At 59.5% G+C, this 18,903-nt stretch carries 16 protein-coding genes and 1 pseudogene; 14 read left to right on the top strand and 3 right to left on the bottom strand.

What is annotated here, in order from left to right; all coding sequences use genetic code 11:
* From EXE51_RS14450 to EXE51_RS14405, 10 genes and pseudogenes are all read left to right on the top strand, one after another.
* Window positions 1-2,758, top strand: a 2,758-nt coding sequence (locus tag EXE51_RS14450) for a PD-(D/E)XK nuclease family protein (protein ID WP_137692912.1), incomplete at its 5' end; no start/stop codon positions are given.
* A complete protein-coding gene (locus EXE51_RS14445; protein ID WP_137692911.1) occupies window positions 2,751-6,389 on the top strand; it encodes an exodeoxyribonuclease V subunit beta in 3,639 nt (1,212 codons plus the stop codon). The genes EXE51_RS14450 and EXE51_RS14445, both read left to right, overlap by 8 nt.
* Before the next feature lie 136 nt (window positions 6,390-6,525).
* Window positions 6,526-7,464, top strand: coding sequence for a ParA family protein (locus tag EXE51_RS14440; RefSeq protein ID WP_137692910.1), 939 nt, complete (start codon window positions 6,526-6,528; stop codon window positions 7,462-7,464).
* Window positions 7,457-7,858 (top strand): hypothetical protein, encoded by a 402-nt coding sequence (locus tag EXE51_RS14435; protein ID WP_137692909.1) that lies wholly within the window; start codon window positions 7,457-7,459, stop codon window positions 7,856-7,858. Before EXE51_RS14440 ends, EXE51_RS14435 begins: the two co-directional genes overlap by 8 nt.
* A 333-nt stretch (window positions 7,859-8,191) precedes the next feature.
* Window positions 8,192-9,418: a phage integrase SAM-like domain-containing protein gene (locus EXE51_RS14430; protein WP_137692908.1), complete on the top strand. Its 1,227-nt coding sequence runs from the start codon at window positions 8,192-8,194 to the stop codon at window positions 9,416-9,418.
* Window positions 9,419-9,495: 77 nt separating this feature from the next.
* Complete coding sequence (locus tag EXE51_RS14425) at window positions 9,496-10,191, top strand: MarR family transcriptional regulator (protein WP_199234058.1); 696 nt, start codon at window positions 9,496-9,498, stop codon at window positions 10,189-10,191.
* The gene (locus EXE51_RS14420; RefSeq protein WP_199234057.1) at window positions 10,184-10,693 is read left to right on the top strand and encodes a DNA-binding protein; all 510 of its coding nucleotides are present in this window, start codon (window positions 10,184-10,186) and stop codon (window positions 10,691-10,693) included. The genes EXE51_RS14425 and EXE51_RS14420 overlap by 8 nt, the downstream gene beginning before the upstream one ends.
* Window positions 10,694-10,834: 141 nt before the next feature.
* Window positions 10,835-11,296, top strand: a complete 462-nt coding sequence (locus tag EXE51_RS18265; protein ID WP_137692907.1) for an HNH endonuclease — start codon at window positions 10,835-10,837, stop codon at window positions 11,294-11,296.
* Between the two features lie 240 nt (window positions 11,297-11,536).
* Window positions 11,537-11,809 (top strand): annotated as a pseudogene (locus EXE51_RS14410) (hypothetical protein); the annotation flags it as partial.
* Between the two features lie 97 nt (window positions 11,810-11,906).
* Window positions 11,907-12,218 carry a hypothetical protein gene (locus tag EXE51_RS14405; protein ID WP_137692906.1) on the top strand — a complete coding sequence of 104 codons (312 nt, stop codon included), beginning with the start codon at window positions 11,907-11,909 and terminating at the stop codon, window positions 12,216-12,218.
* Window positions 12,219-12,272: 54 nt separating this feature from the next.
* Here the strand turns inward: EXE51_RS14405 and EXE51_RS14400 are convergent, their stop codons facing one another.
* On the bottom strand, window positions 12,273-12,626 hold the full coding sequence (locus EXE51_RS14400) for a helix-turn-helix domain-containing protein (RefSeq protein WP_137692905.1): 354 nt from the start codon (window positions 12,624-12,626) through the stop codon (window positions 12,273-12,275).
* 78 nt (window positions 12,627-12,704) lie between these two features.
* On the opposite strand from EXE51_RS14400, the gene merA reads away from it, so the two are divergent.
* The gene (merA, locus tag EXE51_RS14395; protein ID WP_137692904.1) at window positions 12,705-14,159 is read left to right on the top strand and encodes a mercury(II) reductase; all 1,455 of its coding nucleotides are present in this window, start codon (window positions 12,705-12,707) and stop codon (window positions 14,157-14,159) included.
* A gap of 3 nt (window positions 14,160-14,162) precedes the next feature.
* Here merA and EXE51_RS14390 read toward each other — a convergent pair whose 3' ends face one another.
* Window positions 14,163-14,717 (bottom strand): winged helix-turn-helix domain-containing protein, encoded by a 555-nt coding sequence (locus tag EXE51_RS14390; RefSeq protein ID WP_137692903.1) that lies wholly within the window; start codon window positions 14,715-14,717, stop codon window positions 14,163-14,165.
* Window positions 14,718-14,848: 131 nt separating this feature from the next.
* On the opposite strand from EXE51_RS14390, the gene EXE51_RS14385 reads away from it, so the two are divergent.
* Window positions 14,849-17,125 (top strand): cation-translocating P-type ATPase, encoded by a 2,277-nt coding sequence (locus tag EXE51_RS14385; protein ID WP_137692902.1) that lies wholly within the window; start codon window positions 14,849-14,851, stop codon window positions 17,123-17,125.
* Here the strand turns inward: EXE51_RS14385 and EXE51_RS14380 are convergent.
* Window positions 17,122-17,328 carry a heavy-metal-associated domain-containing protein gene (locus EXE51_RS14380; protein ID WP_137692901.1) on the bottom strand — a complete coding sequence of 69 codons (207 nt, stop codon included), beginning with the start codon at window positions 17,326-17,328 and terminating at the stop codon, window positions 17,122-17,124. The two genes, EXE51_RS14385 and EXE51_RS14380, sit on opposite strands and share 4 nt — an antisense overlap.
* A 132-nt stretch (window positions 17,329-17,460) precedes the next feature.
* Here EXE51_RS14380 and EXE51_RS14375 point away from each other — a divergent pair, with 132 nt between their 5' ends.
* Both EXE51_RS14375 and EXE51_RS14370 read left to right on the top strand, forming a co-directional pair.
* Window positions 17,461-17,676: a hypothetical protein gene (locus EXE51_RS14375; RefSeq protein WP_137692900.1), complete on the top strand. Its 216-nt coding sequence runs from the start codon at window positions 17,461-17,463 to the stop codon at window positions 17,674-17,676.
* 123 nt (window positions 17,677-17,799) lie between these two features.
* Window positions 17,800-18,873, top strand: a complete 1,074-nt coding sequence (locus tag EXE51_RS14370; protein WP_137692899.1) for a DUF6610 family protein — start codon at window positions 17,800-17,802, stop codon at window positions 18,871-18,873.
* Window positions 18,874-18,903 lie beyond the last annotated feature (30 nt).

The raw sequence follows: 18,903 nt of genomic DNA, 5'->3' as shown, positions 1-18,903 counted from the left end.
AACCCTCGATGACCGTATCGCGGCAGCTACTGTCGACGCGTACCGCCACTACCAGGACCTCCATGCTGACTACGTTGATGAGTGGGTCTGTACCCGGGGAGAAATGTTCGACGCCGTCGCGACGGCGGAGCAGTCACTATCGGCGTTCTCCCCGGAACTGGATGTCGTCGTTCTCTCCGGGTATCACGAGTTTCGTCCCGTCGAACGCCGTCTCATCGAACGCCTCGCCGACGAACTTCCGATGATTGCACTGCTTCCGCTCCACCAGGATGGTCGGAGCGGAGTCGACGCTGTTGCGGAGGACGCTTTAGAGGTCTACGAAGCGCTCGACTTTGAGACAGTAGAACTCGAGCCTGCCGACGAGTCAGGGCAGACCTTCGGAACGATCACCGAGTCGCTCTACTGCCCGAACCCGGACACTGTCCCTGCTCCAGACACTCTGCGATGGCGTGAACTCCCGACGCCCGAGCGCGAGATTCGCTTCGTCGCTCGCGAGCTCCGGACTGAGTTGGCCAATGGACGCGATCCTGACGACCTGGCTGTCGTCGTCCCCGGGACCGAGGCCTATTCGGGGTACGTCGAGGACACGTTCGATACGTTCGACATCCCGCACGTCACGACCGCCGCATCACAACTGAACCGAACGTTCACCGGGAGCGTTGTCCACGATCTCCTGAACCTCGCCGAACCGGATCCACGCGCTGAGGATCTCACGTCCTTGCTGGCAAATCCACTGGTTGATGTCGTCGACACCGACCAAGCCAACGCTGTCACGGCAGCTGCTCGCCGGCGTGATACTGTTTCTGTGTCGCCCCTGCTAGATGACCTCGACGACGAAGCGGCGGCACTGATCGAGGAGCTGCTGGCCACCTTGGAGTCGCTCCGAACAGGGGACATTGAGGACGCGACTGAGACGCTCTGTCGATTATTGGACGTACAGTTCGACCTTGAGGCGGCGACGGAGGACTACGCTAACGGCGCCGAGAAAGCCGTCGAACAACGAGCGTACGACCTCGTGGACGAGGTCCTCTCCTCGTTCGAGTCACTGTCGGCCGTCAATAGCGACCTCTCCCCGTTGGCACTGTTCACTCGTGCGTTCGACGGCGTGCCGATTCGGGTTCCCCAACGCGCTGCCGGCGGCCACGTTGAAGTGATGGGGATGCTCGACGCTCGGATGCGCTCGTTCGAGAAGGTGTTTCTCGTGGGCGTGACGAGCGAGCACTTCCCGGTGACGCCGGAACGGCCGGCCTTCTTCGAGGAGATGACCGACGCCCACCCACGGTTCGACACCGGTGACGAGCGACTCCGGGGGCGCTATCTCTTCGCGACGCTGCTCGCGAATGTCGACGAACTTACGATCACCACACCAGAGACGGGCGACGACGAATCCGCCGTCGTCCGGTCGCCGGTCCTCGACGAACTCCAGCGCGTGACCGGCATCGAACCCGAAGACGGCGTCGACGACCGCGTGGGCTCCCGCGAGGACCTACAGCGGCATGTCGCTGCAACGGCCGACCGGCGTGCGGCAGTCAGCCGCGCCGGCGACCGAGGTGATCTCTCCCCCGAGCAGACGAAGCGCACGGATCGGGGACTCCACTGTGCGGCCAACAGGGGAACGGCTGGCCTCTCCGACCACGACGGCGTGTTGGATCCCGAGACAGTCGATGAGGTATACCCTCTGTCGGAGCGGGAACCCTACAGCGCGAGTCGCATCGAGCGATACGTCGAGTGTGGGTTCAAGTTCTACGCCGACGAAGTGCTCGGAATCGAGGATCCCGACGACGTCGAGGTCGTCCCTACGCCCCTCGAAACCGGATCGTACGTCCACGACGTCCTCGAACGGTTTTTCGCGGATTTACAGGACGAGACCGAGGACGGTGTCGATCTCACGAACTTCGACCGGGACGACCTGGCGACGCACCTTCGCGAGGTTGCCGTCGATGAACTTCGGGATGCTGACTTCGAGTACGGCGGCCTGTTCTACGAACGGTGGAAGGCGGAGCTGTTCGCGGGCCTGGGTGCCGGCGAGAGTGCTCCGTACGAGGCTGGGAGCAAACCCCACGACGCGCCGGAACAGGGGTTGTTCGCTACCTTCCTCGACAACGAACTCTCCCGAGATGGCGCCGGCCGCCCACACCTGTTCGAAGCCCCGTTCGGCGAGGGGCTTCCCGACTCGGATGCTGGACCGTTCACGGTGGAGCGACCGGATGGTTCGACCGTCTCGATTCGTGGATACATCGACCGCGTCGACGTGAGCCGGGACGGCGAGCAACCGACGCTTACGCTCTACGACTACAAGACTGGGCGAGCACCGTATATGACGAAAACGACCAGCGGCACGAAGTTCCAGCTCCCCATCTATCTGCTTGCTGTCGCCGAGGTCGTCGACGGTGATCTGTTCGAGGAGGGCTCGCTCTCGGCGACGTACTATCAGGTACGACCGCCCAACGATCTCAAGGTTCCACGCGGTGTCGAGTCGAAGTTCGATTCCGAGGTTGAACTCCGTCGCTTCCTGAACCATGTCGTTCCGGAGTGGTTGGGCCAAATCGACGAGGCGATTGCCAACGGACGGTTCCATACGACGCTCCTGTCCGCTCGTGGTGCCAACTGCCGATACTGTGACTACCGTCGGGCGTGCGATGTCCGCCACCACCGCAAGCGGGAGTTCGTCGACAAGGTTCACGAGGACGACACCGCGTACGTTCCGCTCCGTGTTCGTGACGACGAGGACATCGAGGCGGTGATGAGCGATGACTGATGCCTCCGAGGAGATACAGCTCACGGAGGAACAGGAGGATGCGCTCGTTCAGGGCCGGAACGTCGCGATCACTGCCGGCGCCGGGACGGGGAAGACGACAACGCTCACCGAGCGGTACGTGACGATTCTGGCCGAGAACCCATCGCTCACGCCGGAGAACATTGTCACGATCACCTTCACGCGAAAGGCCGCTGCCGAACTGACTGAGCGCGTTCGAGAGGAGGTATACGACCGGCTCGAGGCTGTTGACTCACCACAGGCCTACCACCGCTGGCGAAACGTCCTCGACGACTTGGAAGACGGCTACGTCCACACCATTCACGCGTTCTGTACGCGGCTCTTGCGAGAACGGGCCGTCGAGGCTCCGGTCCCGCTTGGCTTCGACGTACTCGACGAAGACGGCGCCGCGACACTCCAACGCGAAGTCGTGACGGAGTTCCTCGAACGCAACCAGGGCGATAACGACGTGGAGCTCCTTGCTCAGCTCTGGGGTCGCGACCAGTTGGTCGATGTACTCGCTGGACTACTCGACGAACGGCCCCAGAGCGAGGCCGTCCTCGAGGAGTGGCGTGAGGCCGAGGTCGACGATTACGTCGATATCTGCTGGGAGGTCGTTTGTGATCTCGACGTTGCCGACGCTCGACAGACGCTGTATGCGGATGGACTCCTTGAGCAGCTACGCACGGTCACGGGCCGTGTCGACCGCGAGGCCGCCATCGCCGACGAGGACGGTCTTCGGGCCTACCGGACCTTCTCCGAGGTCGCGGCGACACTCCCGGACGCCCCCGAGGAAAGCGATCCCCGCGACTGTCAGCGGGCAATTCTCGAGCTGTACGAGGCCTGTGAGAAGAAGAACGGCGGCTTGTACAGCAGTTCGGGGTACGTCGTCGGTGACCGGGACGATTGGGGTGAGTACGGTGACGTCTATGACGACCTGAAGGACGCCATCGACACGGTTATCGATGCCGTCGAACCGCACGCGGATGCGGTCGAGACCACACCCGGTGAGCTCGAAGCGAACAGCGGTCACTACGCGCTGGCTCTGATGCGGGTCTTCGACGATGTCCTCGTAACCTACACCGACGAGAAGGCCCGCCGGGATACACTCGACTTTCCCGACGTGATCGAGACGACGCTCAAGTTCTTGCGAGCTAACGATGCGGTCACGGAGCGGCTTCAAGACCAGTTTGCGGCCGTGATGGTCGACGAGTTCCAAGACACGGACCCGCGCCAGTGGGAGCTGGTCAGGCTCCTCACGGGCGTCGACGAGCAGACGGCGTCGAACGTCTTCCTGGTCGGCGACGAGAAACAGAGTATCTACGGATTCCGTGGGGCCGACGTGACGACGTTCGGGGCGGCGAGAGCGGAACTCCAGACTGTCAACGAAGTCCGTGGGGTCGACGACGTCCCTGACAGCGAGGCCGAGAGTCCGACCGCGCTCGAACTCTCTGGGAACTTCCGGACGCTGGACGAGCCGCTGTCGTTCCTGAATGAGCTCTTCGAGTACCTGTTCCAACCGGAGGGGGACACCCACAAACCCTACGAAGCGCCACCACAGACGCTGACCACACAGCGCGACCGAGTCGAAGACATCGAGGGACTCACCGGCAGCGTCGAGTATCTCGCTGTGCCCGACGACGCCGACACGGCGGCGGAACTCTTCGGCGGTGACCATCCGGTAGCTGAAGGTGCGCTCGACCACACCATCGAGGCCGAGGCGCAAGCGCTCGCTGCTCGACTGACCAACCTGTTCGACGATCCACCGACAGTCCAAGACCCCGACACGGGTGTTCATCGCGACGCTACGCCGGACGACACGGCAATCCTCCTCCGCCGGCGAACCCATCTGGATCGGTATCAGCGGGCCCTTGAGGAGTACGACATTCCCTATACTGTCGTCGGTGGCGTCGGATTCTACGATACGCCCGAGGTCCAGGCGCTGACGAACCTACTTCGGGTACTTGGTGATCCGCAGGACGACGTCTCTCTCTATGGGGTGCTTCGGTCCCCGCTGTTTGGCTTCACCGATGACCGCCTCGCACCGGCAGTTGCCGAGGCTGATTCAGTGTGGGATGCACTCGCCGAGACGGACGATCCACAGCTCGCGGATGCTTTCGACCTCCTCACGACATGGCGGACCCTTAGTGGCTGCGCGAAGCCGTCTGAAGATGGCGTCCTCCCGTGGAACCGTCTGTTGTCCCGAGTGATCGACGACACGGGGTATCTTGCGAGCGTGAGTGCTGACGAACGCGGTCACCAGGCCGTCGCGAACGTCGAGAAGTTCCGCGACCAGGTCCGTACTTGGAGCGAGAACGGTGTTCACACAGCTGCCGGGTTGCTTCACCGGATCGACCGCCAAGCCGAGATCGACCCTCGTGAGGGGGAGGCAGATATTCCGGGTGACGCCGAGGGCGTCCGGATTATGACGATCCATTCCGCGAAGGGACTCGAGTTCCCGATCGTCACCGTCCCCGATCTCGGAAGTGACCTCAATTTCGGGCGGTCCGTCGATGACCACGGCTATGTCCGCCTCGTCGAGGGGACAACTGATGCCCCACCAATTCCTGCAGTGGGTGGTCCCCACCCCAACGATGCGTTCTCAATCGAGAAGACTGCAGTCCACGAATATGCCGATCGCCGCTTGCTCCCGCAAGAGCGTGCGGAATCCAAACGACTACTCTACGTGGCCTGTACCCGAACTCGGGACCACCTGCTGCTGTGTGGAACACACGACATCGATATCGAAGAGTCTGGCCACCTCGAACTCGGTGAGCCAGATGATTTCGACGACGCCAGTCGATGGCGGGATTGGCTCCAGCCCATTCTGTTTGACGATCATGAGCTAGTCGCTGAGGCTTTCCACGATGGAGCTACAGACGCTCGAATTGGTGATGCCCCATACACCATTCAGGCTCCACCTCGGCCGGTTGAATGGCAATCTGAGGCTCCGACTGAAGAGTTAGACCCTGCGATTACTGTCCCTTCCCCGCCGGAACGTCAGGCTGCCGTTCGCGTTGCCGCGACGACCCTCGTCAGTGCTGTTGCGGATGCCTCCGAAGACGGACACAGCTACACGTCGGGGGATGGGACAGTCGGATTGAGTCCCACCACCTTTGGAACTGTTGTCCATCGGCTCAATGAGCTCCGTCCCCCACGAGAAGAGTGGCCCTCGTTTATTCGTCAATTGAGTCGTATGGGGAGCGAGGAACCGACGGATGACGATCTCCAAGCGGCCGTGAGCCATGCCCAGGATGCGATCCGGTTCGTCGATGAAACTGAGGCGGACCTCCCACTCGAAGCGACCTATGACGAGTACTCAGTTGTCGCTCGTCTTGATGACTCCCGCATAGTGGGTGATATTGACCGTCTTCTGGTCACTCCTGATGCGTATCATATCATCGACTACAAGACGAACGATCTTTCGTCGACGACGACTGATACCCTCGCTGACCACTATCGGCCGCAAATGCTTGCCTACGCTCTCGCGCTCTTCCAGCACGATCCCGCCCGGCAGGTTCGTGCTTCACTCCGGTTTACCGATGTTGGGGTGGAAGAACGGTTTGAGTGGCAACGGAGTGAACTGACTGATATCGAATCTGAACTTCGCTCTATGTTGGAGCTCGTCTCCTGAGCCACATTTACTGATTCTATCCTAACTATTCTAGAGTAGTGTACTATTCTGGAATAGCGTGTTGCTTTGGAATAGAATACTATTCGGACTATTCACCACAGAGTTAAGTTGAGAGGGGTTGATACTGCTGGATAGTATGAGTGGCTCAGATAGCAAGAATAGCATAGATAGAACGAATAGCCCAAATAGCCCATATGATTCGGTACAGACCGATGGGAACTCTCGGGCTGTTTCGGTGTGTATGCTGAAGGGAGGCGTCGGCAAATCGACGATTGCGGTCAACCTCGCCCGACAACTGGCCGCACACGAACACGATGTCCTCCTCATCGATCTTGACCCGAACGGCCACGCGTCCGTGGGGCTGGGGTTTGACGACCAGTACCACAACACCGAGGAAACCATCGGCGACGTCTTCTTCAACGATGCTGACCCGACTTCAGTTGTCTACGATACCAGCTATGAGTTCGATATCCTCCCGTCCAGCGAGGACTTAGAACAGGTCGAGCGGGAGATCGTCGTCGGCGACGTATTCCAACCCTCTGCGCTGCTCAAACGGGAAGTCGTCGACCCACTCCTTGAGGACACGTACGATTATATCGTCACAGATTCGCCGGCGTACCGATCCCGACTCACGGACAACGCGCTCGTCGCGACGGCGAACTTGGTGCTTCCGCTCGCCCCGGGGAACGAGGCGATGGCCGGCTTGGAGCGAACCATCGAGCGACAGATCTCACCGCTTCGGCAGCATATGGACGTCGACGTTCTGTCACTGGTTCCGAACATGTTGAGCGGCCGTATCGACCAGCAGACTCAAGATCGACAGCTCCTCGAACGTCTCAACTCGCACGATAATCTTCAGGATCGCATCCCGAATTTCGCGAGAATCACGGACTGGGAGGCTGTCGATGCCGGCGATCTCAAACCCTCACCGGGCATCCGGGACCGAACCAGCATCACGAAGGCCTATGGCGAGCGCAAACCCCTGCTGGACTACGACCCTGACTGTGACCAGTTGCAGTGTTTCGACGAGTTGGCGCACATCGTCGAGGCAGGTGAGGTGGTCCGCCATGTCTGACGACGATCCGTTTGCCGACCTCGGGGAGACACTCGAAGATGAACCGGACGACGAACCCCAGGATACGGATGACGCGTCTGAATCGGGAGGCGACGAGGAGACGCCCTCTCAGGAACCCGTCGAACGACAAAACCCGATGACCGATTCAGCGTTCAGCTATGAGGCCGCTAAACAGCGGCCTTTCTACGCCCGGGAGGCTACGATCGAGGACTTCGATTCCTGGCTGAAGTATGAACTGGAACGCGAGCTCAACCAGCACGGCTACCAGAACATCGTCGTTCGGGAAATGACTGATGCTCTTCTCCGAACCGTCGTGGAGGAAGATCTCGTAGACGAAGTGGCCGAACGATTCGAACAAGCTCGCGAGTCTGCTTCTTCAGAATCGACTGAATAGCGTACTATTCCAAAATAGAAAGCTATTCTACAATACCCCGACAGCAACCTCAGAATAGTCTGATTCTGCCTCTATACGGTGAACTCAGTTGAGATCGCCGGCTCAGTTTTGATATAGCGATATATAATTTATAAACCCGGTTTCTTGGCTATTAACACTACTACCGCCAGAATTCGGAACTTTAGGCAAATAAGCGTCTGGACGTGATTACTCCAATAATCAGAAGTAGTTTGAAGTACCCCCACGCCGTCACACAAGCACGAAACGTGATCCTTACACAGAACAGGCCTCTAACCCCGGAATTCGACCGAGCAGCTCCGGCGGTGGTCCCGGATGCTTAGTGACTCGGGGGCTGGGGCCTCCCTCGACGCGACGTTCACCCGCTACTTTCAGGACATCGGGAAGGGTCGAGACAGTAGCGGGGGCCACTACCGGCGAAACAGCAAGCGGGAGTTAGAACGGTTCACGGACTGGGCAGCTGGCGAGCGAGGCCCAGACGAGTGGATGGGGATTGTCCCCGACGACGCCGATCGCGACCCGACATTCGACGATCTCTCCGAAAGCGTGTTCCGCGAGTACGCGCGTCACTTAGCGAGTGACCGGGGGCTCAAGCAAAATACGGTCCAGACCTACTACGCCTACCTCTCAGCGTGGTGTGGTTGGTGCGTCACCGAAGGGTACCTCGATACGCACTTCGCGCAGCGAGCGAGCGCGACAGCGCCCTTACCCGAGGACGACGGCCGGAGACCCGGTGATCAACAAGCGTGGACATCCGACCAGCGACACGCTATCACCAAGCACGTCGACGACACCGCTTACGAGGCGAGCGAGAGGCTTTCAGAAGTCTCAGGCAATGATCCCGATGCGAAAGCTCGCGCTCGGTATGACGCTCTTCGAGCGGCCCGCGATCGCGCACTTGTCTACCTCGTCTCCTATACGGCGATTCGCATTGGTGAGTTAGTCCGTGACGGGAGTGACCCTCGCCGACGAGGAGTCCGTTGGGAGGATGTCAGCCTCAACGACGGGAGCATCGACGTCTACCGAAAGAAGCAGTCGTGGGACAGCGCGAGCCTCCCAGACCCCGTCATCGAACCACTACGGCTCTACAAACAGCGTCTCGATCCCCCTTCTGACCAGTGGGCCGTCTTTCCGACATTCCACTTCGCGACCGTCTCGGGATGCGTTCAAGAGGAATTGGCGAATCGGGGCCTTGACGAGCAAGAAATCTCCACTCTGCGTGATAAAAGTGACTACGACATCTTCCTCGCTCTCTCAAAGAATATCCGCCTCCCCTCGATCACGACCGACGGCGCTCGCGGGGCACTGAAACGAATCACTGAGGACAGCGACGTGGACGTCGAACATACCAAACACGAGTATCTCGCCCCACACGGGGGCCGCCGAGGGATGGGGGAAGTCTTAGTGCGAGCATTCGGCTATACGGTCGCTGCTCGATATTTAGACAACTCCGAAGAGATGGTCCGGAAACGGTATTCGCACATCGAAGCAGGCGAGCTCGGCGATGCCGCTGCCGAGGCGATCGAAGACATCGACGGATAACCGGCGGCTCGATTGCTCATAAGTACAGCCCGAACTTTCATATAAACTTTATATAGTAGTGAGCCGTAGCATGGCATATGAGCCATGAGACGGAATCGAGCCCCGAACAGGGGGCGTCCATATCCGTTCCAATACCCGCCTCTGACGCGGATTTATTCAAAAGCAAAGCAACGAACGACATCTTGCTATTTTTAACGAACCACCGATTCAAGCAGTTTTCACAGCGCGAGGTGGCTGACCAGATTGGCCATTCCCAACAGACGGTTCGGAGAGCGATCAACACCCTCGTCAAGAACGGATTAGTGGTTGAACGCCCCGATAACAACCAGCGGCTCGTTCAGATCAACCGAGAGCGACTTGCTGTGCCGGACGACCCGATCCTCCGAATACCGCAACCAGAGTTCCATAAGCCCGTGAAGGCCGCTGTCGACGCACTCACTGGCCGTCTCAACGGCGTCATCGGGACCGTCCTGTACGGGAGCGTGGCCCGTGGCGAAGCCGATCGGCGCAGCGACATCGACCTCTGGGTGCTCACGACGAACGAACGAGCCCCCAACCAGCGGAAGGCGAACAGTGTTGGTCGCGACCTCGAAGACACCGAGTTCGACGGCAACAGGTACGCTTACGACATCGACGTTGAAACGGTCCAAGCGATTCCCACGTATACCGACGACATCCGGGAAATTGTCGTTTCAGGAATCCCGATTTACAGCACTAACCAGTTTGAGACGGTCGAAAAGCTCCTTCTCGAGGAAGGTGGTAGCGATGAGTGACAGGGATGATCCCACTGACATCCTTGAGTCCCTGGAGCGGGCACAGGACGCCTTCAAGATGGCAGGCCGTGGTCGAGCAGAGTTCGAGGAAGGAATTAGTGCTGACGACGACTGGAAAACCCAACTGACGAAAGCGTGCCGGCTCATAGAGGTGACTGACACGCTTCAGGCGCAGGGAGACTACTACACAGCGGTCATCGAGGTGAGTTTTGGAACCATAGAGAGATCCATCGAAGCGTACGCCCTCGCGATGTCGAACGATGAGCTTCAGGACTTCAAAGATCACGAGTTCAGCTACAAACGCGCACATCAGATTGGTCTGTTCACCAAAGAAACAGCAGAAGACATGAAGGATCTGTATAGTGAGAACCGGACAGAGAGCTACTACGGGGGCGGGAGACCGACAGAAGAGCAGGCAGACGCAATGGCCGAACTTGCTCTCGCCGTCCACAGTTTCAGTGTGAACCAGATTCGAGAAGGAGGAGCCTGTCTCTGCGACTGACGGGCGATTCGTCTTTGGCGTATATGGTATATCGCTATATGATATTCTGGAGACGCCAGGGCTAAAAAGAAACGAGCCGGCTACTCGTTGGTAAATTCACCTTTCTCGTCATTATATATATAATCAATCCTATATCCTGTTATGGCAAACATCCCCGACAAAGTCCGGAGACAAGTTTTCGCCCAGAAAGGGAAGAGGTGCGTCGTTTGTGGTCGTACACAAGGGGAAAGGAGGAATAATTTGCCAATACATCATATAGATGCCAACACCAACAATAACAACCTTGACAATCTAATTCCCGTCTGTCAAAGTTGTCACGTACACATACATCGAGAAGACAAGCCCCCTTACCGATTTTATCACCGCCAGTTACCAAAAGCAGCACGCTCATCGTGGAATCAATATGAGGCAAATCACTATGATGGGCCTGCAATTTCGCTTGAAGAAGCAATTGAACAGTTTTCAAATGAGATCGGGGAACCATCCAGTGCTAAATACCAGAGTTTCAACCAATCAAAATATCCCCTCTATTATCACAGATACGCACCCGACGGGGAAATCAAACCCCGGCCCAAACAGACAAAACTATCCACTTTTCACTGATGGAAGGATAACCCTGTCTCAGACCACAAGAACTCATTAGAAGGGAGGGTTTGAGGAGTATGTTTTTAGCCACCGAGTGAGTCCAGAGTGAGTATTAGTATGAGTGGTGTTAGAGACATATTCGATGAGCTCAACACTGAAATCCCCTTCAGTGAGTTCGAGGAACTAGTCGAGAACAAAGTAGACGAAATGGGTGGCCTCGTCGACGAACACGCCGCCGCCATTCTCGTCTCTCAGGACTTCGATCAGGGGAAAGAAGGGGCGTCTCTCGATCAGTACGTTCGGATCGCCAACGACATTCTGTTCAATCCGGAAGGTACGATCGAGCGCGTCGAGCAGGCGTACGAGCAGCAGCTAGAGGCGGACGGTGACGACGGGTCACAGGCCTCGCTTGCCGGCGAACGAGCGCTGGCGAGCATCGAGCGCGTCAGCGACGACCTGCAGGAGAAAGTCGAGCAGTTCGAAGAACGTGAGGACGCGTTGCGTGAGCGGTTCCAAGAGGCGATGGGCTAAGAGCAGTCGGCGAGAAAATTCGCCAGGCGTGCTTCCGTTCCTGCGGCTGGAATCCACTGCTGACAGTATTAAGTGAGTAGGGGCGTACCCAGAGACCATGTCTATTGAGCATAATCCGACTCTCGACGCGCGAGAGCCACAGCAGGGGGATATAGAGACTTTTGAAGAGTTGGAGCGTGGTGACTCGGTCAAATTCTTTGAATGGCCCGTCGAGCCGTTGACCGTGATCGGCTGGGAAGAAGACGATAATGTCGGGAAGCGGGTACGAGTTGAAGCAGAAGGCGGCGAGTCGTTTCTCTACCAGGTAGACGGCCACCTCTGGCATTACGTCCCTGAGGACGAGTTCGCCGGAGAAAGCAATCCCTTCCCAGTCCAGAATCTCACAGTACTCGAATCCCCAGAGGCCTAACCAGACTTGAGGGGAGTCCGTGGAGAATTGGTTTCTCTTTTGGATTGTCTCGGTTTACGCATTTCCGCTATTTTCTGTCGCCCACTCGAGTAGCGGTTCCAATCGTGTTCGAACCTCGTCCCCGTCATCAGTCAACGCGTATTCGACACGCGGGGGGATTTCGTTGTACTGCGTCCGTGAGACGAGTCCTGCCTCCTCGAATTCGTTCAGGCGTTTCGAGATTGTCGACGTGCTCGCTGTTGGGAGGTGATCTTCGATCTCCGCGAACCGCAGTGAGTCGTGTGCGCCGATGATGCTAACGAGTTGCATCGCGTATTTTCGGCTCAACGTGTCGATAACTCCTGTGAGCGGACAATAGCACGTCCCCTCAACATCGCACGTTGGCGCCGGTGAAGTAGTATCTGCCATAGCTTCGTGGCCTCCAACCTACTCTATAGCTTCGGACTCTGGAGTATAAGAACTTCCCGTCGTAAAGTTTCGGTATAGATGACTCACACATCCGACTATGATCTCGTGATTCTCGGCGGTGGCGCCGCAGCTTTCGCCGCGATCACTGAAGCGAGCCGACGGGACCTCTCGACGGCGATGGTGAACACCGGCTTGCCCATCGGCGGAACCTGCGTGAACGTCGGCTGTGTCCCGAGTAAGCATCTGCTTGCCGTCGCCGAGAGCGGCGCTGCAGCGTCGGAGAATCCCTTCGACGCCGTTCGATACCCTAAGGAACCGACTGTCGACTGGGCCGACGCACTCGACGGGACCGACGACCTCGTCGAGGGATTCCGGCAGGAGAATTACGTCGATGTCGCCGAGCACTTCGAGACCGACATCTACGAGGGGTACGGCCAGCTGGTCGACGACACAACCATCGAGGTCGTCGACGGCGCCGACGAGGGCGCGCGCATTACTGGAGAGAAGGCGCTCGTCGCGACCGGCAGTTCACCGTGGGCGCCGCCCATCGACGGCCTCGAGGAGGTCGATTACTACACGAGCAAGACCATCCTCGAGGAGCGCGACCTCCCCGAGAGTATCCTAATGCTCGGAGGTGGGTACATCGCGCTGGAGTGGGGCCAGATCCTCCACCGTGTCGGCGTCGACGTGACGATTCTCCAGCGCTCCGAGCGCGTCCTCTCGGACATGGAAGGCCAACTTGGTCGCGAGATGCAGCGTGCATTCGATGAGGAAGGCATCGAGATACTCACCGATAACGACTTCCGGCGCGTCCGCAGGCCAGCAGCTGACGGCGGCGCCGAAGCGATCCAGTCGGGCGTCGCCGTCGAAACAACCGTCGACGGCACTGAGCGAACGGTCACCGGCGACGCGCTGTTCGTCGCGACCGGGGTCCAGCCCAACAGCGAGGGGACCAGTCTCGAAACGGTAGGGGTCGAAACGAACCCCGATGGAACGATTCGTGTCGACGAGTACTTCCAGACGACGAATCCCGACATCTACGCGGCGGGCGACGTGATCGGCGAGCCCGAACTGGAGACGGTCGCCGCCAAGGAGGGCAATCACGCCGTCAAGAATGCTTTCGGCAACGAGGGCGTCAGCATCGACTACGATGCAGTCCCCGCAGTCGTGTTCACCAGCCCCGAGGTCGCCGCCGTCGGGACGACCGAACTCGAGTATATGGACGAGCACGGCACCTGTTCGTGCCGGACCGTCCAGATGGCGGGCGTGCCGCGGGCGAAAGCCGTGAAGAATACTGACGGCCTCGTCCAGGTCGTCAAACACCACGAGACCGACGAAATCGTCGGCGTCCACATGGTCGGGCCGCGTGCCGCCGACATGATTATGGAAGCCACGCTGGCTGTGAGGTTCGGACTGACCGTCGACGACATCATCGATACTGTCCACCCGTTCCCGACGTTCTCCGAGGCGTTCAAGCAGGCCTGTCAGGCGTTCCGTCGGGATACGTCCAAAATGAGCTGCTGTATCGAGTGAGTATCAGTTCTCAGTCGAGAACACATCGTCAAGTGTGCCGCTCTCGCCTAATTCGATGAGGGCACGGTTCAGAAGTTCGCGAACGATGAACTCCTCGTAGTGCTGGGTGTCGCAGTACTCGCAAGGCTTCATTTCGCGGGCAACCGCCTCAATCTCGGTACCGTGGTCCGCATACAACGTCTCGATGAGGGCGGTCAATTCTTCGGACGCGGTAGACTGCGCCTCCGCGAGGTTATTGTCGGCGCCTTCCGGAAGATCGTAGGAGAAGACTCGCGTGTTCGATTTGTAGTACTTCCGCGTCCCCCCGCCAGCCTCTTCCAGACGAGCGATTTCCACCATCCCTGCATCCTTCAGGACGTTCACGTGGTGGCGTACCGTCGTCTCGGCTTTCTCCTCGCCACGACGATGCAGCTCATCGTGAATCTCCTCGATCGTCATTTCCTCGGTCGCGAGCATATCGAGGATCTTCGCCCGGACGTCGTTCTCCAACGCCTTCGCTTTCTCTGGGTCCGTCGTCACGACTTCGCGGATCGGCACGTCAGATTCGAGGAGCGCCATTCTTGTGAAGCCATAATCGGACGACAACAGTAAGAGTAACGCCACTCTCCCGACAGCAGTATTAGCATCCTAATACCGCTATAATGTTCGTCGTAATAGTTATCCGCGTCGCACGATAACCATCAGGCACGATGGGAACGACACACGAACAATTCAACGTCGGGGGGATGTCCTGCTCGTTCTGTGCCGAGAGCATCAAGAAGGCCTACAGCCGAACCGATGGTGTCGAGGATGTCGACGTGAGTCTCGCCCACGAGGAAGTTCTCGTCGAATACGACGATGAGCGCCTGAGCGGGGTCGAGGTGAAGGACACGCTCCGAGATCTCGGGTACACCATCCGCGACCCTGACAAAGCGGAGCGGTACGAGCAACAGCAGGCCGAACTCGCCGACGGCAAGCGCCGCCTCCTCTTCGCCGGCGGCGCATCCATCGTTGTCGCTGCCCTGATGGGATGGATGATTGTCGTGATGGGGCGCTTCGAGTCAACATCTCTCGCGATGGATCTCGTGACTCTCGGGCTGGCGCTCGGGACGATGTTCGGTCCTGGACGATACATCAAAGAGAAAGCCTACCAGAGCCTGCGCCGGGGGATCTTCAATCAGCACGTTCTCCTGGAAGCGGGCGCGTTCGCAGGGTTACTTGGTGGGCTGCTCGGCCTGTTCGTGTTCCCTGGCTTCCCGACCGTCCACTTCTTCGCCGTTTCTGTGTTCATCACCACCTATCACATCCTTTCGGAGTACACCAGCCTCATCGTCCGCACGCGGTCCTCGCAGGCCGTGCAGAACCTGCTCGACCTCCAGCCCGACACGGCACGCCGCATCGGTGAGGACGGTGACGTCGAGGAAGTCCCCCTCGACGGCCTCGACGTCGGCGACTACGTCCGGGTCAAGCCCGGCGAGAACATCCCCGTCGACGGTGAGGTCGTCAAGGGTAAATCCACAGTCGACGAGTCGGTTGCCACCGGTGAGTCCATCCCCGAGGAGAAGGCGAAGGGCGACGGAGTGATCGGCGGCAGCGTCAACGAGACCGGGACGCTACTCATCAAGGTAACTGCAACGGGCGAGGACGCATTCCTGAACCAGGTGGCCCGCGAAATCGAGGAAGCACGCGCTATGAAGCCCGGCATCATTCAGCTCGCCGACCGCGTCCTCAAGTACTTCGTCCCAGGCGTCTTGACGATTGCCGCGCTCTCGTTCCTCTTCTGGGTGGTCGCACCGCTTGCGTGGGGTGCAGCCCCCAACGTCCAGCGCGGGGCGTTCGCAGCGCTGGCGGTCCTCGTGCTCGGCTATCCATGTGCCCTCGGGATGGCGACACCGCTCGCGCTAATTCGGGGCGGCGGGAAGGCCGCTGACCGAGGCATCCTGATGCGCTCCGGTGACGCCTTCCAGATTTTCCCCGACGTCGACCACATCGTGCTGGACAAGACTGGCACGATCACCGTCGGCGAACCCGCCGTCAGTGAGGTCGTCGCCTTCGGTGCCGACGAGGGGGATGTACTCACGACTGCGGCCAGCGCGGAGGCGTTCTCCGAACATCCACTTGCCGATGCGATCCTCGAGGCCGCCGACGAGCAAGGCTTCGAGTACGGAGACCCCGACGCCTTCGATTCCGTGACCGGCAAGGGCGTCCGGGTAACCGTGGCCAGCGACGACGTGCTGGTCGGGAAACCGAGATGGCTCAGCGACGAGGGGATCGACCTGTCGAAGGGAGACGCCGATATTGAGCGACTCCAAGGCCGCGGCCTCACCGTTGCTGGAGTTGTTCGTGGCGGTGACCTACTCGGTCTGATCGGTATCGGTGACGAGGTCAAGAGCGACGCCGCTGCGACCATCCAGCGGATGACAGAGGTCGGCATTACGCCCGTGATGATCACCGGGGACAACGAGCGCACCGCGAACGCGGTCGCCGAGGAGGTCGGCATCGACCGCGTTATGGCAGACGTGCTGCCCGACGAGAAACGCGAAGAGATCGGTCGCCTGCAGGACGAGGGTTACCGCGTCGCGATGGTCGGCGACGGCATCAACGACGCTCCCGCACTCACGCAGGCGGACATTGGTATCGCCATCGGCGCAGGGACCGATATCGCCATCGAGTCAGCGGATATCGTCCTGATGGGCGACCGGCTTGGTGGCGTGATGGATGCCTACGAGATCGGAAAAGAGAGCTACCGGAAGACCCGTCAGAACCTCGCGACGGCCTTCGCGTTCAACGGCATCGGCGTCGCCGCCGCGACCACGGGGCTCGTTCACCCGGTGTTCGCGATGCTTGCGATGGTGTTGTCTGTCTCGGCCGTCCTCGCCAACAGCTTCGCTGGTCAGCTCCTCTCCGGCGAGGGTGTCAACACCAAGTTCGCCCTAGAAGAACGGACCGACGGCGAACGTGGAGACAGCCGAGTGACGGCCGACTAAGCCACGACGTCGTAGCCAGCCTGTTCGATTGCCGCGTTCACGTCGTCGTTTGAGACTCCATCCTCGAGGACCACGTCGACCGTGTCAGCGTCGTGATTGGCCTCGACCCGACTCACACCGTCGAGGTTTCGCAGGGCGGTCTCCACGTTCTGTTCGCACCCGTTGCACGACATCCCGGTGACGGAGATCGTCTTTCGCTCCATACGGGGCTGTAAACACTCGCGGGGGATGACCATTACGGTAACTGTTGTATCGGTTTTATCTCTATTAGAGATGGGGCGTCATCGTCCGGAGAGTTGTTTGTGTCGGCCCCAAAGGGGTGGAGGCTCTTCGAGATGGGAACCACTAACGACGAAGAGAGCGACGAATTCCCGCCAGAGAAGCGGCTTGAAGCATCGAACACGCGCCTGGTCAAGGCAGGAATCGCGACGATTCCGGATATGGAAACCCTGCAAGAGTGTGTTGCCTACGAGAACACCCACCAAAATCGAACGCAGATTCTGCGCCGGCTCAAGTGGAAGGCCGAAGAGCTGCGTGAGGGCGAAGAGTAAGCTTTGTTCTTAACCAACATATTCCGCGTGAGTTCTCCTATTGTTGGTTAACAGCATGTGCTCCGGTTTTTCGGGCCCCTGAATGGGTGCGGGGCAGCCAGCAGCGGCCTCGCGAGCCTAATCATGTCTCTCGAGCTGAGCTCCAGCGCCAGCACCGCCCGGGAAATCGCCGCCGCCAGACAAACAGACTTCGTGGCGTTCCTCCACCGAGCTCCCTTTGCCGGCGATGCTCTAGCCCTTGGATTTCTCCCCGGGTTTCGGGAAGACTGTGGGTATCAGACGGACCAGTACCTGAATCTCGAGATTCCCGTTGGGATGCTCGACAACGATTTCCAGAATCCCGATCTGGACCGGTTCGTCGACCGCTTTTTCGAGTACGAACCAGAGGTCGGGGTCATCGGAGACGTCGACGAAATCGACGACATCGACGCCCACGTCGCTGCTGCTCGTGAGATCCAAGCGAGCTATCCAGAGGCCGAGCTCATCGTCGTTCCGAAGTCGCGGGCGGTGATCGACGCGATACCCGAGACCCTCGTCCTCGGGTATTCACGGGGATACGCCGACCGCCTGGCCCACGAATTCTCCGACCCAGCCGATTGGAGAGGGCGGCACGTCCACATCCTCGGCGGGAGTCCGCCCAAGCAGCTCGACGCCATTCGACAGCTGACCAGACCGACACTCACGGACGAGCCACCAGCCGACATCGTCGGCGTCGACTGGAACGGGCTGCATCGCGGCGCGCAGTTCGGTGAGTTCTGGACGGCCGACGGCTGGGACGACAGCGGTCGCCACGCTGACCACGTCACCGTCCGAAAGACGGTGCGCCACAGCCTCGCCCGCGTCCGTGAGTTTTGGAGGACCCACGGAATCTGGCCCGAAACGACACCGCAAGACGAGGGGCTCGACGTCGAGTACGAGGGACCGAGTCCTGCCGATCTCGAGGACGCCGCCTGTACCGAGTGCGGGACGAACGTCTGGCGAACCCGCCGCGGCCCATACGTCGCCGAATACGATACCGGCGCAAGCTGTGGATACTGCAGCTACGAAGGCTACTTCAGCCACCGCCACCGGAACAACCTGGAGGAGATCGCCAGCGAGCAGAGCGTCTACCTCCCGCCGGCGTGGCTTCGCGACCTGTTTTTCGTGCCCCCAGAGAGGGGTGCGGGGGTCACCGCCCGCGAGCAACGATGCTGTTGAATGATTATTCTGTGAAATAAGACGTCAAGC

This window comes from Halorubrum sp. CGM5_25_10-8B (assembly GCF_005435095.1).
Classification (GTDB): Archaea; Halobacteriota; Halobacteria; order Halobacteriales; family Haloferacaceae; genus Halorubrum; species Halorubrum ezzemoulense.
The sequence above is the reverse complement of the archived record's forward strand: the minus strand, read 5'-3'. Positions and strand labels throughout refer to the sequence as shown.